General features: G+C 34.7%; 8 protein-coding genes. All 8 read left to right on the top strand.

Annotation, left to right across the window (positions count from 1 at the left end; genetic code table 11):
- The first annotated feature begins 6 nt into the window (after positions 1-6).
- The 8 genes from ACNFU2_RS07120 to ACNFU2_RS07085 all read left to right on the top strand — a co-directional run bounded on the left by ACNFU2_RS07120 (position 7) and on the right by ACNFU2_RS07085 (position 17,476).
- Positions 7-4,413 (top strand): amino acid adenylation domain-containing protein, encoded by a 4,407-nt coding sequence (locus ACNFU2_RS07120; protein WP_418124434.1) that lies wholly within the window; start codon positions 7-9, stop codon positions 4,411-4,413.
- 63 nt (positions 4,414-4,476) lie between these two features.
- A complete protein-coding gene (locus ACNFU2_RS07115; protein ID WP_273648440.1) occupies positions 4,477-6,411 on the top strand; it encodes an alpha/beta fold hydrolase in 1,935 nt (644 codons plus the stop codon).
- 36 nt (positions 6,412-6,447) lie between these two features.
- A complete protein-coding gene (locus ACNFU2_RS07110; protein ID WP_273648439.1) occupies positions 6,448-7,692 on the top strand; it encodes a DUF6625 family protein in 1,245 nt (414 codons plus the stop codon).
- A 10-nt stretch (positions 7,693-7,702) separates the two neighbouring features.
- Positions 7,703-8,068, top strand: coding sequence for a cysteine peptidase family C39 domain-containing protein (locus ACNFU2_RS07105; RefSeq protein WP_273648438.1), 366 nt, complete (start codon positions 7,703-7,705; stop codon positions 8,066-8,068).
- A 636-nt stretch (positions 8,069-8,704) separates the two neighbouring features.
- Entirely contained in the window at positions 8,705-12,607 is a 3,903-nt protein-coding gene (locus tag ACNFU2_RS07100; RefSeq protein WP_418124431.1) for a PAS domain S-box protein, read from the top strand.
- 12 nt (positions 12,608-12,619) lie between these two features.
- Complete coding sequence (locus ACNFU2_RS07095; protein ID WP_172279099.1) at positions 12,620-12,976, top strand: response regulator transcription factor; 357 nt, start codon at positions 12,620-12,622, stop codon at positions 12,974-12,976.
- Positions 12,977-12,983: 7 nt separating this feature from the next.
- The gene (locus ACNFU2_RS07090) at positions 12,984-14,051 is read left to right on the top strand and encodes a hypothetical protein (RefSeq protein WP_418124429.1); all 1,068 of its coding nucleotides are present in this window, start codon (positions 12,984-12,986) and stop codon (positions 14,049-14,051) included.
- Positions 14,045-17,476 (top strand): sulfatase-like hydrolase/transferase, encoded by a 3,432-nt coding sequence (locus ACNFU2_RS07085; protein ID WP_418124427.1) that lies wholly within the window; start codon positions 14,045-14,047, stop codon positions 17,474-17,476. Before ACNFU2_RS07090 ends, ACNFU2_RS07085 begins: the two co-directional genes overlap by 7 nt.
- Positions 17,477-17,480 lie beyond the last annotated feature (4 nt).

The raw sequence follows: 17,480 nt of genomic DNA, 5'->3' as shown, positions 1-17,480 counted from the left end.
AGGTTTATGAAACTGACACTTCCCCAACTGGATGTTTTCTTTGAACAACTGCTGTATCCCGATACTCCGATCTATAATATAGGGGCCAAAATAGAAATTAAAGGTGAAATTCAGATTGAAACTTTTAAGAAGGCCTATCGTGAGATGATCAATCAGCACGATGCCTATCGAAGTTTTTTCAGACAATCTGAAGATGAGGTAAAAAAGCATATAAAAGAAGAAGAACCAAGACATTTGGAATGGATCGATTTTTCAAATGAAACTGATGCTGTGAGTAGCGCTGAACACTTTATGGAGAGGGAGTTTTTAATACCTTTCAATGTGTTGGAAGATGATTGTCTGTATCGATTTGTTCTTATCAAATGCAGTAATGTTCACTATTACCTTTTCTCAGTATACCATCACATCATCACAGATGGATGGGGAACCTCTCTTATGTTCCAGAGATTGATTAAAAATTATAATGACATCCTGAAATTTGATATGGTTCAAGACCAATACCCTTACGAATATAGTACGTTTGTAACTCACGATCTGGCTTATCAGGATTCCGATGAATTTTATAAAGATAAGCAGTATTGGGCTGAAAGATATTCAACACTACCTCCGGTTGTTTTTAACAGGAAAGATAATAAAGAATACGCTGTTCATGAAAGCGACAGGAAAGAACTAATAGTTCGCAGGGAAGATTATAACAAACTCATAGAATTGGGTAAAAAGCATAATTTCTCTACATTTCACGGATTTTTAGGGTTGTTTTTCTTGTATTTTGGAAGAATTAATCAGAGTGATGATCTAGCTATTGGAATTCCTGTGCTGAACAGAAACACCAAAGTCTTCAAAAAAACAGTTGGATTATTTATGGGAGTTTCACCCTTAAGGATGAGACTGGATTATCAGGCTAATTTGTTGGATCTGATCAATAGTACAAAAAAGCAACTGATGTCCGACTACAGGCATCAAAGATATCCGTTGGGAAAAATTGTAAGTGACCTGAAACTTTTTAATGAAAAAAATAAGCTTTTTAATATTACCCTATCTTACGAGAAACATAATTATGCTGATCACTTTGAAGGTACTCAAACTACAGTGATTCCGCTTACCAATAAATCTGAGAGGTCTGCTTTAGCCTTGTTTGTAAGGGAATTCGATGATAATGAGGATATTAAAATAGATTTTGATTACAATACCGATTATTTTGATGACCAATCTATTGAACAGTGCGTACGACATATTCACTATATGATCGTTAACATCGAAACATTAGCAGCTGAACCTCTGTATAAAATTTCATTTTTGTCTGAGGAAGAAAAAGAAAGTCTCTTCTTATTTAATGAAAGATTCTCATCTAAAGATGAAAATCAAGACCACAATAAAACATTCCTTGATCTATTCAATGAGAAGACTTTAGAATTTCCTGATAAAGTTGCAATTGCCGATGAAAACTTTTCTTTATCCTACACTGAGACTAATAAGATCTCTACACAGATAGCTGATTACCTTCTCCATCATCATAACGATGAAAAGACGGTTGCTGTTTTATTGAACCGGTCGGCTTATATGATTTGTGTTTTGCTGGGAATAATGAAAGCGGGGAAGGCTTATATACCTCTCGATCCTGAATTTCCTGTACAAAGATTGCAGTATATTTTACAGGATAGTAAGGCGCAGCTTTTAATATCTGAAGAAAATATTTCTCTTAATCTTACTGATATCGAGAGTATTTTAGTTTCAGATATTGTAAACAAAAGTCTTTGCAATAAAGAAGTATATGTTACTCCAACAGATACTGCATATATTATTTATACATCGGGATCTACAGGAAACCCTAAAGGGGTTGAAATTGGGCATGCTTCATTGTTAAACCTGTTAGAAAGTATAAGTGAAAAGCCGGGAATCGACGATCAAGACACAATGTATTCAGTAACTACTTATTCTTTTGATATTTCTATTCTGGAGTTTTTTACCCCTCTGATTAATGGTGCCACACTATACATTGCCAGTGAAAAGACCTTGAGAGATCCAGTGGCTACAATACAGGAAATTGTCGAGGTGAAACCCTCTGTTATTCAGGCGACCCCAAGTTTTTTCAAAAGACTTCTTAGTGTAGGCTGGGAACCAGATTCGGAATTAAAAATAATGTGTGGTGGTGATTTGATCAATAATGATCTTATTGAGGAATTGCTTGCATCATGCAAAGAACTTTGGAATATGTATGGACCCACAGAAACTACGATCTGGTCCTCAACAAAAAAGATTGAATCCGGAACGTTGCCTCAGAATATTGGTCAACCTATTAAAGAAACTTCTTTCTATATTTTAGATACAGATTTAAATTTACTTCCGGTAAATACTGTTGGTGATATTTATATTGGAGGTAAGGGGATTGCCAAAGGATATTATAATAATGAAGACTTGTCCCTTGAAAGGTTTATAAAAAATCCTTTCAGGAAGGAAGAATTAATGTATAAAACAGGTGATGTAGGCAAATGGAATGAACAAGGTGAAATCTTGTTCTTCGGAAGAAGTGATAACCAGGTTAAGGTAAAAGGATATAGAATAGAGTTAGGAGATATTGAAAACCATCTGAATACGGTGGAGAATATTGAAGATTCTGTTGTAGTGGCTAAAGAAGTGGAGGGCGAAAATCAACTGATAGCATACTTGAAAACTCATGCACCAATTGAGATCTCTTATCTATATGAGAAATTGCATGAAAAGCTCCCCTATTATATGGTTCCCCAATTTATTTTTCCAATAGAGGAATTTCCCCTAACTCCCAATCAGAAAATAGACAGGAAATCTCTTTCAATGAAAGACTTTCCTTCTGAAGAACCTGCTACAATCCAGATCATTAAAGATGCAGAAATGATGCAGGAATTAAAGGATGTATGGCGGGAAATCTTAAACTATAAGAAAGATATTGAAGATAAAGACAATTTTTTTGAACTGGGAGGCCATTCTTTATTGATTTCCAGACTAGTGAATGTGTTAAACAAGAAGTTTTCTGTCCATCTGACTATGAAGGACGTATTTGAAAATCCTGATTTATCTTCTTTATGTCATACTATTTTAAAGAAAAATGACAGGAACAGTTTGATCTTAAAAGCACCAGATCAGGATCTATATTTGGCAACACCTACACAAAAGAATATCTGGTTGGCCTGCCAGAGAAAAGAAGTTTCTCCTTCGTATAATATGTTGATGGAGTTCGATGTAGCCGGAACCATTAATGTTGTAACATTTGAAAAAGCAGTCAGACAAATAATATCTGCTTCTGAAATTGTAAGAACAAATTTTATTCTGGAGGATGAAGCTGTGATTCAGAAAATCCACTCTTCTGAAGATATTCATTTTGCATTAGAAATTAATGAGGTTGCAAACGAATCCGGATACAGGAAAGCTATTGATGACTATAAAGGCTATTGTTTTGATCTTGAAAAAGAATTATTACTCAAAATGATGATTTTGAAAGTCAGGGGAAAGTACAAAGTTATTTTCCTTGTTCATCACATTATTTTTGATGGAATATCAACAGGAATATTTATAAAACAATTGATATCTCTTTATAATAATCATTCAAATCAAACAGCGGAACTGCGGCCTGAGATTCAGTTCCGGGATTATTCAAATTGGTATTACCAGAATGCAGATCTTGAAAAGAATGACATTTTTTGGAAAAACTATACAAAAGGATATCCATATGAAGCTTTTGTAAAAAAAGAAACTGTAACTGCTGATTCGTATCAAGGGAATATATTTACAATTCCTCTGGATCTGGAAGTAACACAAGGATTATCTGATTTAGCAAAAAAGATGAAAACAACACCTTATCTGCTTATGTTAACATCTTTGTTGATATTTTTACGTAATATTTCCGGGAAGACAGATATCTGTATTGCTACAATAGATTCAGGAAGGTCTGTACCTCAGGTACAATCGCTTTTAGGTGTTTTCATTAAAAGTCTCTTAGTACGGGTAACATTCGGAGAAGAAGAATTAGGTGAAGTGCTTCATAAAGTGACTCAAGAATTTTTAAAAGTCACAAAATATGAAGAAGTTTCAGACCATTCTTTCGTGAAAAATAATATTGATATCCTTTTTGTAACCCAAGATCCTGAATTAAGTTATAATACAATAAGTGATTTTGCGGACTTTTCTTTACAAAATGTTTCGCAGGATACCACCTACAATAAATTCCCGCTTATCATGAATATCATTAATGAACCGCAAGGCATTCAGCTTGAGATAAGCTATAACAAAAGTCTGTATAAAGAACATATCATTGCAGATTTTTCACAGGCCTACACAGATTTTGTGAAATACCTGTCAACATTGAGATCTGAAGCTGAGCTTGGGTATAAGGATTTTTTCCACAGCAATGATCCGGTAGACATTGATTTTGACTTTTAAAGTTCGAACATGTTGATACAGTGACTCTATAAATAATAAAAAAATAAAAATTAATAATTCTATATGAAGACCCAGAAAGTAATTTTTTTACTACTCATGATGTTATCCTCATTTTTGTTCGCTCAGAAATGGGAATACACAATTACAAAAACAAAACCATTTTTTGACGTTGAAAACCTCAAAGATGATCAATCGGTTGAATGGGGATACCTCTCAGTTCCTGAAAACTGGATCGCTCCGTCAAGCAAAATAAAAATAGCATATGTTGTTTTAAAGAAGAAAAAACAATCCATTCAGAAACCTCTGTTATATATAGAAGGGGGGCCAGGACAATCAGGCATAGGTGCATTCGGGTATTTTAGGAACCATCCATTGAGGGATTACTCAGATATTGTATTGGTGGATGCAAGGGGAGTCGGGAACTCTTTACCGAAATTATGCCCGGAACTTGGAACGGAAATATTTAATATTTTATCTTCAAACGAATCTTCAACAGCAGATGAAAAAAACAGGTCATTTGCCGCAATGAACTGTAAAAATGAACTCATAAGAAAAGGCATTGACCCAGCTAACTATAGCAGTATCAATATTGCCAATGATCTTCATGCGCTTAAAAAGGCTTTACATTATGACAAATGGAATGTACTTGGAGTTTCATATGGGACCTATATTTCGCAGGTATATGCGAACTCATTTCCTGAAGATTTCAATAAAATGATTCTGGATTCTCCGGTTGATAATATCTCTGAATATTACAATAAAATCAACGATCATTATGTGAAAGAACTAAACCTATTTTTTGCAAAATGTAAGCAAAATCCGGCTGTAAATAAAAAATTCCCAAATCTTGAAAAGACCTATTATGAAGTAATAGAAGATCTGGCTAAAAATCCATTAACGGTAGGAGTTCCTAAAGATCTTCTGGAAAAAGGTAGCTTTACTTTTAATAGCGAAGATTTTAAAATTGTAATTCACCAGGCTTTATACACGAAGCAATTAATAGAGGTATTACCCGTTATCATTACCTTATTTCATAAAAGAGATGCCGAAACACTCAGCTCAATTGTAGGTGTATTTTCTGGTGTTTTTAAAGCATTGGACTTTGGGACCTATTATAGTATGGTACTTAATGATGCGGTTCCTTATAATTCATTGAAGTATTATGATGAGGATGCAGCGAATTATCCCGGATTAAAAGGGGGATTATCATTTTACAGAGCCGACTTTCTTGTGAGCAGCCAGTGGAATAATAATAAACAGGTTCCGCAAAATATATTAGACTATGGAAAGATGTCTAAAATTCCAACGATGATCATAGGAGGAGAATTTGACCCCATTACTCCTGTTTCAAATGCACAATCTCTGGCAGGATTACTGAATGCCCAACTGATCATCTTCAAAAATGAAGGTCATGCTCTCTTATTTGGAAAAGAAGGAAGTGATTTTATCAATAATTTCATCAATGATAAAATGCCTTTAAATTCAGGAAGTACACGAGTTATTAATTCTCCGGAAGTGAGGTTTATCACAGATATTCATATTAACTCAGGGATTACCAAATTAGCCATGTTATTATTTGGTGGTTTTGATATCTTGAAAGTTGCTCCGTTGATTCTGGCTTATGGAATTTTATTAGTTGCTATTATTTTCTTTTCTGTAAGTATATGGAAAAGACGAAATGTAGACAAGCTGATCATGAAAACTTTCTACATAATACTAATTATTAATTGTATGATAGGAATAGTACTTATGGCAGGGCTTATCTATGCAATAGTTTATTCTAATAATACTAATTTTTTTATATGTGCTTTTGGTATTCCCGAAAAGTTTGTCAATTTATTTTATTTGTTAAAAGTATATATGATCGTATCCGGGTTATCATTTATATTATTTTTTGTGACCTACAGACGACTTAGATACAAAATCATTGTCATTTCAGTACTATTTTCATTTATTTTAATACTTTCCTATTTCTACTACTGGGGGTTCTTTAGTTAATATCATTTCTAGCCTCTAATTATTATCCTAATTATTATGAAAAAAATAGCATTTATAAATTGTTTTTTCGGGAAAGCATGGCCGGACTATTTTGATTATTTCCTGAAAGGCTGTGAGTATAATCCAACTATTGATTTTTACATTTTCACCAATATCGCTCCTCAATATAAAATAAAGAATGTCCATTTCATTAAGTTTGATTTACAAAAGTTTAATGAAATGGCAACGGAAAAATTAAAAATTCCAGTCAATATAAAAGATGCCTATAAATTATGTGATTTCAAGTCTTTGTATGGGGTGATACTGCAAGAATATATTTCAAAGTATGACTTTTGGGGATATTGTGATGTCGATTTAATGTTTGGGAACATTCGTGCTTTTATTACTAATGAAATGTTAAATCAATATGATGTCATTTCTCCTGTTGATAAATATCCTGCCGGATTCTTTACCTTATATAGAAATACTCCTTTTATAAATAAAATATTCAGGTTAAGTAAAGATTTTAAGAAAATAGTACAAAGTGACCGTCACTTCTGTTTCGATGAATGTAATTTTGAATTTAATACCGTTCAGACTCAAGACATACAGTATATTGATTCTGAAATAGAAAGTATGGCCTTTTTATTAAGGAAGTTGGAATTAAGTAATAAAATCAAATATTTTCATGTAGACATGGCTCAGGAATTTTTATACAGCAGAAATACTCATATATGGAGAGATGGAAACATATACGATTTTATTACAGAAAAGCCTTATTTATTAATTCATTTTATTAATATTAAAGGTTTGCCCACCTTCCATATAGAAAAATACACTAAGAAAGAGGTAAACAAAACAGAGGTATTTTATATATCGCCTCAATTTCTTGGCCGGGATTTAAAACGAAAATTTAATTTTCAATTATTTATTAATCCTTATCAACGAAGAATTAAAAATATAATAACAAAGGCCAAAGCCATTACATTCGGAAAATCATTTTCTTTTCCTTTTGTAGAAGACTCTCCCTATAAGTCAGCTAATCGGGAAGTGTTCTTCTATAAAAAATCAGATAGAAGTGTTATCATGCTTACTTCAACTGGTAGTATAGATAATTATATATACAATGAAATTTTTCTTTATCAAATAAAAGGAAATCATTACTTCTGTTGGAATAAGATTGATAATATTCAATATTTCGCTAAGTTTTATTACTTAAAAGGTGATGAAAAAGCTTATAAAATTGAGATAGAAGATCTCAAATTCACAGAAAAAGGAACAATGTATTTACTCAATAAATAAAACTAATAGAATGATACCTGCAGATTACAATAAAACAAAAACACAAGAAATTTTTAAGACCTTTTTTCAATATTATAAACCGCAAAAAAATATTCAGAATGTCGATTGTGAAAATTTGGATTTTATAACCTTACATTCTATTTTGTCATCGACTTTTAAAATAGAAAATGAAGTAGGAAAAATAAATCTTGATGATTTAATCAATAGCTCCCTGCCTGCAATTACATTTTTACATATAAATGGAGGTTGTTTTGCTGTAATAAAAGAAATAACAGATCAATATGTAACATGGAAGTCTCCACAATATGGGGAACAAAAAAACAGTATGAACTTATTTAAGAAAATCTATAGTGGTTTAGCATTACGTATTGTCTGATAAGAGAAAAAATAAATTCAAAAATTTGATGCTGATATTGAGAAAAAGATAAACTTTCATTAATTGATATCAATGAAAATGTAAACCTTACAATTATGGACTTATAAAAAATTATCTAAAGTATTAATCCATATCTTGGATATGAAAAGACCGTACATGATCTTAAAAAATTATTTTAAATATCAAGCTGCTTGAAACGTACTTAATTAATCTAAAACTTATGTGCGAGTCTACAATTTAAATAAATCAGAGTAAATTTTTTTACTCTGATTTTTGCTTTTTTATAGATTTAATATTGTCTTAACGTTTAACAGTAAAAAGGCTTTTCAATTTTAAAAAAGAAAATTATCAAGTAGCTCTATCTTAAAAGAAAACATAGACGGGATTGTTATCAAATAATTTTATCGATAATTGGCTCCGATTGAATGAGTTAGACCGGAATGGAATTATAATATTCGTTTTATCAGATATTTTTATTGAAGATTAAATTTTCCGGAACTGTAATTTTGAATATCTGTTATCGTAATGTACTATTAAATAATATTAATTGAATATACTGACGATGTTGTAAAAAAATAGTTTCCCATAATGATTTTATAACTATATTTAACATAAAACAAAATATTAGTTAATGTTATGGGGAATTATCCAGTGCCTAATAATGAACAGGGGAGAGTAAAAAAACTGGAACTATTTGATCTTCTGAATCTGCCAAAGGATCCTCAATTAGATATTTTTGCAGAAACTGCTTGTCTGGTTACCGACTGTCCCAGCTCTCTTATTGCTATTATGGAAAGTGATGTCCAGATGATACAGAGCTGTATTGGGATTTCTTTGGATAGTGTGGAGCGTGAAAATACACTTTGCCAGTATTCTATTGCAAACGGAGATGTGTTGGTGATCCCTGATACGCTCGCTGACGACAGATCATCCGGGAATTCTATAATTCTGGAAAGCGGTATCCGTTTCTATGCAGGGGTACCGCTGATAGATGATGAAGGATTTGCATTAGGTACACTGTGCGTTATTGATTTTAAGCCTAAAAACCTCTCCGACAACCAAATAGATACTCTGAAAAAAATTGGAGAAGCTATCACCAATTTATATATCGGCAAAAAAAAGAATAAACAGGCTGAATATTTCCAACAGACCTTTGATATTTCCAATAACCTGATTTGCGTTCTTGATAACAAATTTATCCTTAAAGAAGCAAATCCCTCCTTTGAAAAAATATTCGGAATAGCTCCAAAAAAAGCAGTTAATCAGAGTTTTTTAACGATTATAAAAAAGCAGGATGACGATTGGCAACTCAAACTCGAAAACTTTCTTAAGACAGATGAGGAACTGGTTTTTACTACCTCCACAAAAACTGAAGACGCTGGTGCTATAATTATAGAATGGTACCTGAAGCAAAACCATGACCATTCTGAGATTTTTTGTTTCGGCATTAATATTACCCAGCATATCGAAGAAAAGCGCCAGCTTGAAAGTTCCGAACGCCGTTTTAGAAGCTTCTTCGAAAATGCAATCGGGTTGATGAGCATGCACGATATGGAAGGAAATATTCTTGAGGTGAATCAAAAAGGTAGAGAAACCCTGCATTATTCTGCGGAAGAAGTAAACGGATTAAATCTGAAAGATCTCGTTCCTGAACAAAATAGTTCTTTGCTGCAAAAATATTTAGAACGTATCAATCAGAATAAGGAAGATTTCGGAACAATGATCCTCAAGTCAAAAGAAGGTGAAGAGCTGATCTGGATGTACCATAATCTTGTGGAAATTGATAAAGACGGAAAACCGTATGTGGTAAGTACAGCGTTGAACGTAACGGAAAGAATGAGCCTGGAAAGAGATCTTCTTTATGCCAAGAAAATGCTTGAGCAAACGAGCTCGGTCGCTCAGGTGGGTGGCTGGGAAGTCAACCTTAAAAATAAATCTGTAATCTGGTCCAAAACAGCAAAAGAAATCCATAAAATAGATCAGGAATTCCAGCCAGACTTTGAAAATGCAATCGGTTTTTATAAAGAAGAAGATAAACAAAAAGTTGAGTTCTTATTTAACCGGGCTGTTTCAGAAGGTATTCCTTATGATGCGGAATTTCAGCTTGTCCGCAATGATGGAGTTACGATCTGGGTAAGAGTAAAAGGAATTCCGGAGTTTGAAAACGAAGTATGTACCAGGGTGTACGGAATCATTCAGGATATTGATGCTTTTAAAAATATATATCTGGAACTGGAAAAGAAAGAAGCAATGATGCAGTCTTTTGCTACTTATGTTCCCGTTGCAGTAGCGATGTTTGATAAAGAACTTAATTATGTTTCGGTAAGTACAAGCTGGAAGGAAGAATTCAATATGAATAATATGGAGCTGATGGGAGAGAATATTTATACCATTTCTCCTAACGTTCCTGAAGAAAGAAAGGCCATCTACAAAAATGCTTTAGAAGGCAAGGTCTATAAAAATGATGATTTTGCCATTGAAGTTCCACATAAAGAAGGCATCCAACATTATAACCTGGAAGTAGGACCATGGTATCTTTCTGATGGCGTAATAGGTGGAATAATTGTCTCTGTACAGAACATTACCGATATTGTAAAAACCAACGAAGAACTCAAAAATGCAAAGAAAATGGCGGATATTGCAAGCAAAGCAAAGTCAGAATTTCTTGCCAATATGAGTCATGAGATCCGCACGCCTCTGAATGGAGTGATCGGATTTTCAGATCTTCTTTTGAAAACTCCTCTCAATGAAATACAAACTCAATATCTTAATTATATCAATGAATCGGGGGAAAATTTACTCAATATAATTAATGATATCCTGGATTTTTCGAAAATAGAATCTGGAAAAATGGAACTCCTTATCGAAAGATCGAATGTTTATGATTTAGTTAGCCAGGTCATCAATGTGATCCTTTATCAATCACAGAAAAAAAACATTGAGTTGCTACTCAATATTGAACAGGGATTGCCGAAAGTACTTTGGCTTGACGAATCCAGAATGAAACAGATTCTCATTAATCTGTTGGGTAATGCCGTTAAATTTACACATCGTGGCGAGATTGAGCTTAAAGTAGAAAAGCTGAATATCACAGGACAAAATATATCATTAAGATTTTCCGTAAGAGATACCGGGATAGGTATTCCGCTTGAAAAGCAGCAGCATATTTTTGATGCCTTTACCCAGGAAAACAGTTCCATCAGCAAGCACTACGGGGGAACAGGACTGGGACTAACGATATCCAATAATATTCTGGGCTATATGGGAAGCCATCTTTCCCTGAACAGTATACCGGAAAAAGGATCCGTATTTTTCTTTGACATTGAAGTTCCCTATGAGGAATCTGAAGGTATTGAAGAAGAAGAACTGAAAATAGAAAAAGTTCTTATTGTTGATGATAATGAGGCGAACAGGATCATTCTCCAGCACATGCTGGCCTATAAAAATATTGGGTCAAAATTAGCAGCCAACGGGATGGAAGCTTTGCAGATTTTATTGGATGGAGAACATTTTGATGTTATTTTGATGGATTATCATATGCCCATTATTTCAGGGTTGGAAACTATTGAGAAAATTAAGGAATTATTTGCTCAAAAAAATGAAACTTCACCCCTGGTTATCCTTCATACTTCTTCGGAAGAGCATGATGTGCTCAACTCTTTCCGGCAAGAAGAAAATTCTTACTTCCTGCTAAAACCTATAAAATCAGAAGAACTCTACCGAACTTTAAAACGTGTAGTACATGATAATGTAAAAGAAATACCCACAGTTGGAGAGCAGGAAGCAGAAAATTTTTTATTTCCACCGCATCTTAAGGTTTTACTTGTTGATGATAACCCTGTAAATATGGTTCTTAACAACAAAATGATGAAATCTTTGATTCCCGATGCTGAGCTTACAGAATCGGTAAATGGACTGGAAGCAGTGGAACAATGTAAAAACAAACATTTTTCGGTGATACTGATGGATGTCCAAATGCCCGTAATGGATGGTATTGAAGCTACTAAACAAATTCGTCTTCTTCCAGGATATCAGGATGTTCCGATCATTGGTGTAACAGCAGGAACCATCATCGGGGAAAAGGAAAAATGCATCATGTCCGGAATGAATGATTTTCTTCCGAAACCCCTGAGACAGTCGGATCTTTTGGAAATGCTAGAAAAATACATCTCCGTTCAAACAATAGAAACCGGAAATACTGTAAAAACTGAGAAATATCTTGATCTGAATCTTCTCAATGATCAAACGGGGGACGATGATGATTTTAGAGCGATTTTCCTGGATCTGGTAATCCAACAGCTCTCTGAGGCGGAAAATAATGTAAGAACTGCATCGGCTGAAGAAAACAGAGATGAGTTGAAGAAAGTTCTTCACAAGCTAAAAGGTACAGCCGGAACTGCCGGATTGATAAAGCTGGCAGAAACTGCTTTATACTGGGAAAAGAAAGCGGATGAAACTATGGATTTCACCTCTTTACAGCAGGAAATTATCAATGAAATAACAATCGGATTAAATTTAATAAAAGGTTTAATAAAATAAAAACAAAAGACTATGTTGATTCTGATCGCTGAAGACGATGAACTGATTCTAAAAACGATAGAACACAAATTATTAAAAGAAGGGCATGAAGTAATCCTTACCCGTAATGGTAAAGAAGCCATCGAAACCTTAAAAGAGAAAGATGTAGACCTTGCCATCACCGATATCATGATGCCTTTTGCTTCAGGAATAGAAATACTTTCTGCCATACAAACCATGGGAAAGGAGATTCCTGTCATTATGCTATCCAGTATGGGGCAGGAAGAGGTGGTACTAAACGCTTTTGATCTGGGAGCTTCTGATTTTATTGTAAAGCCGTTCAGTCCCAATGAATTGATGTTGAGGATAAAAAGATTTACCCCTAAATAATAGAACGATGCTGCTAACCACTTCTGTACATTTTCTGTTTCTTATCTTCCTTGGGATGTTGTCTCTCGTATTGTTATTGATTACAGGGATTCTTGTTTACAGTTTTTTTCGGTACAAAGAATCTGTGAGAATCTCGGGGTGGATGAAGGTTATTAATAAAAAAATATCGGAAGTTATTGTTTATGAAGATGAAGAAGTTGCTCTTGATCAGAATTTTGTACTTCTTTCCAGGAGTCCTTCATTTAGAAATCTATTCCTGCAAAAACTGGTAGATTCCGAAAAGAAATTTTCAGGGGCTGCAAAAATTAAAATTAAAAACCTGTTTAAAGAATACAATCTCCGGCAGGAAGCCGCTAAAAAGCTTGATCAGAAAAAAACATATCTTATTGCCGGGGGGATACAGGAACTTACGGTCATGAACGCAATGGAGGACCTTCCCAAAATTTCCTCTTTTTTATCCCATCCTTCCGCACAGGTCTACCAGGAAGCGCAATATGCCATGGTAAGCTTTAAAGGTTTTGAAGGATTGGATTTTTTGAGTACCGCTTCGGGGATAATTTCAGAATGGCAACAGCTCCGGCTGCTTCTCTCCATTACCAGCATACCTGAAAACTCAGGAAAAGCTATTGAAGGCTGGCTTAGAAGTTCAAATAGCTCAGTTATCATTTTTACTTTAAAATTGGTAAGGAAATTTCAATTGCTTTCTTTTTATCCGATGGTGGCCGATCTTCTGGAGCATTCATCAGTTGAGGTCAGAATACAGGCCGTGCATACGCTTTTGTCATTGGAAGATCCCTTGACCATTCAGTTCCTTACAAAAGTGTATCCCGACCAGCCTTATGAAGTCCAGCTTGAAATTCTTCGTGTGATGAAAGTCTCTAAGGATCAGTCCTGTATAGGCTTACTCAAAAAAGAATTATTGGAAAATATCAATACAGGGATTAAGTTGTATGCAGCGGAAGCTCTTGCTGCATTGGGATATAAGGAATACTTATCAAAACTTTCGGAAGATGAAACGTCGTCCGAAGAATTAATTCAAATTATAAAACACGCAGTCCAGGAAAAAGTATGTTAGAATTCTCACACATTATCTATGAAGTTGTTATATGGTTATTCCTGCTGTATGGGACGGCAGTAGTTATTATTTACGGCTGGGTCGGAATATATGCGTTAGGAGCTGTAATACGTTATAAAAAAGAAAATACATTTACCGATTACAGCATTATTGCCGCTAATCCCAATTCGCCTACCTTCAGCCTTCTCGCTCCCGCTTATAATGAGGGAATGACCATTGTAGAAAATGTAAGGTCCCTGTTATCTCTCTATTATCACAACCTGGAAATTATCATCATTAACGATGGAAGTAAAGATGATTCCATGCAGAAACTGATCGAAGCTTATGAGCTTGAAAGAGTGTCTTTTTTTGTACAAGGTACAATTGAAACCAATAAAATAAAAGGCATCTATAAGAGTAAAAACCAGGCTTTTAAAAAGCTTATTGTCGTAGATAAAGAAAACGGGGGTAAAGCTGATGCCCTAAATGTAGGAATTAATGTTTCTTCAGGAAATTATCTGGTGTGTATTGATGTGGATTGTATCCTGGAACAGGATGCCATTTTAAAACTGGCAAAACCGTTTCTGGAACAAACCGATAAAAAAATTATCGCCTGCGGAGGTGTGATCCGTCTCGCTAATAATTGCGTTATTGAAGATGGAAAAGTAGTAAGTGTAAATATGCCAAAAACGCTCCTCGGTAAAACCCAGGCGTTGGAATATATCCGTGCTTTCGTTCTTGGAAGAATGGCATGGGCGCGGGCATCGGGATTAATCCTGATATCCGGGGCCTTTGGAGTTTTCGACAGAAAAATAGTTTTGGAATGCGGTGGATATGATAAAACTACGGTAGGAGAGGATATGGAGCTGGTAGTCCGTATGAGAAAGTATATGGAAGAAAAGAATGAGCCTTATGAAGTTCTTACAATTCCTGATCCGCTTTGCTGGACGGAAGTTCCTGAAAGCAAAGATATCCTGAAAAAACAACGTAACCGGTGGATGCGGGGAACCATCGAAACTTTGTGGAAACATCGGAACATGATGTTTAACCCAAAATACGGAAAGCTGGGCATGGTAAGTCTTCCTTATTGGTTTTTCTTTGAATTTCTGGGGCCTTTGGTTGAATTTTCTGGATATATAATCTTTATTATTTTCCTTTTATTAGGAATTATCAATTGGCCGTTTTTCGTGATTTTGTTTGCCCTGGTCGTATCGATGGGATTTCTTTACTCTATTTATGGGATTTTGGTGGATCTTTTTAGCTATCAGGTTTATACCAAAAGGAAAGATTTTCTAACCTTGATCGGTACTGCGTTTTCAGAACCGTTTTATTTCCATCCCATCGTGGTGAAAGCCGGGGTAAAAGGATTTATAGATTATTTTAAAAAATCCCACGGTTGGGGTGAGATGACAAGACAGGGGTTTAATCAGAATACCAAAAATTTACCTTTAAAAGAAAGAATATCCGCGATTCTTAATAATGGGTTGAAAAAACTCGGAATGGTATCAGCCGTTTTTTTGCTTTTATTTTTGGTAGGCATCACAGCAGAATGGCTTTGGTACAAATATTCTTTCCCAAGACTGAATCCTTCTTCAATTGCAGGAAATCTTTTTTTTGAAAATATTTTGTTTGCGTTTAAACTAATATTTGGCTTTGGAATTATTTATTTAATTATCAATTCCGTAAAAGAAAATTGGGCCAACTTATCAGCTCTTGTCCTATTCGGATTGGTGACTGTAGCACAGTATATTCTGTTCCTATATTTCTCTGAGACCCAAAATATGCTTGGGGCAGATCTTTTTTATTACAACAAAGATGAGATCAAACAGATTTTAAGAGCAAGCGGAATGCTTAATTTAAAAAATATTGCGCTATTGATCGTTTTGATTGCGATATGTATCACTCCATTATGGATGGCCGTAAAATCCGCTTTGAAGTCGAAATATATCGGGATCGCTTTTTTAAGCCTTGGTCTGATTGCTTTTTTTGTTCCCAATAGTATGTTTCAGTCAAAGGAATTAAACCAGACAAATAATATCTTCGGCCAGACAGCTTCAAAGAGTAAATGGAACTATTTCTTTATCTCCAATGAAGAGAATTTTATCAGCGATCACCCGGAAATCGGAGAAATAATTAATGGGGAAGAAAGCTTTACAGCCGATGCTGAAATGCTCGACAAGTCATTTCCTTTCTGGAGAAAAGAGAATACTCCCGATTTTTTGGGATCTTATTTCAACAGATCCGATGAGGTTCCGAATCTTGTATTTATCGTGATGGAAGGTTTTGGACATGCATACACCTCTCCTAAAGGTTATGTCGGAAACTTTACGCCGTTTCTGAATTCTTTGTCTAATAAAAGTTTGTATTGGGAGAATTGCCTTAGCTCTGCAGGAAGAACATTCGGAGCCTTACCTTCGCTTACAGGATCACTTCCTTTCGGAAAAAACGGATTCCTAGAAATTGAAAAAACACCGGAAAATTTTAACCTTTTTAATATACTGAAAGCCAACGGATTTGAAACGGGATTTCACTACGGCGGAAATTTGTTGTTTGACGGATACCGAAACTTCCTCGAGTACAGTAAAGTAGATCATATTGTAGACATTGGATCGTATGGAGGGGCTTACAAAAGACTGCCGGCAAACAATGGAGACAGTTGGGGATATGAAGACCAGGCCGTTTTCAGAAAGATGCTGGAAACCCAGAAATTACAGCAAAGGCCTTATTTTAAAATGCTTCTTACCCTTTCCACCCATAATCCGTTTCTGATTAATAACAAAGAATATTATGAAAAACTTTATAACGAAAGGTTGCAATCCAATCTTTTAAATCCGGAGCAGAAAAAATGGGCGGCGGGCTTTAAAAACCAATTGGTTGCTGTGCTTAATGCAGATGATGCTTTGAAAAACTTCTTTGAAAACTACAGTAAACGTCCGGATTTTCAACGTACGATTTTTGTTATTACAGGAGATCATAGTATGCCGGAGATCACACTGGAGTCTAAGATTGACAGGTTTCATGTGCCGTTACTGATTTATTCACCATTACTGAAGGAAACAAAACGTTTTCACAAAACGGCAAGTCACTTTGATGTTGCTCCTTCTATTGTAGCCTATTACAGAAATAATTATAAACTCCGAACGCCATCTACTGTTACATGGGTAGGACGGGGCTTTTCTCCGGATCTTCAACCAGGAAAAGCGGGAATTCCTATGATGCAGAGTAAAAATATGATGGCTGATTTTGTTTCAGATCAATATTATCTTCACGACGGGGAGTTGTTTACCCTTGAAAACTCAGAGGAAGAACCTTCTAATGATGCTTCTGCCCTGAATATGATCAATGGGCGTTTTAACCAGTTTAAAAGGATGAATTCAAGTTTTTATACCACGAAGAAACTAATGCCTGATTCTGTAGTTATTAATTTTATGAAAAAAAATAAATAAAACA

Origin of the sequence: Chryseobacterium sp. PTM-20240506, from assembly GCF_048296755.1 — a bacterium.
Lineage (GTDB): Bacteria > Bacteroidota > Bacteroidia > Flavobacteriales > Weeksellaceae > Chryseobacterium > Chryseobacterium proteolyticum.
Note: the sequence above shows the minus strand (reverse complement) of the source record. Positions and strands in the feature narration are given on the sequence as shown.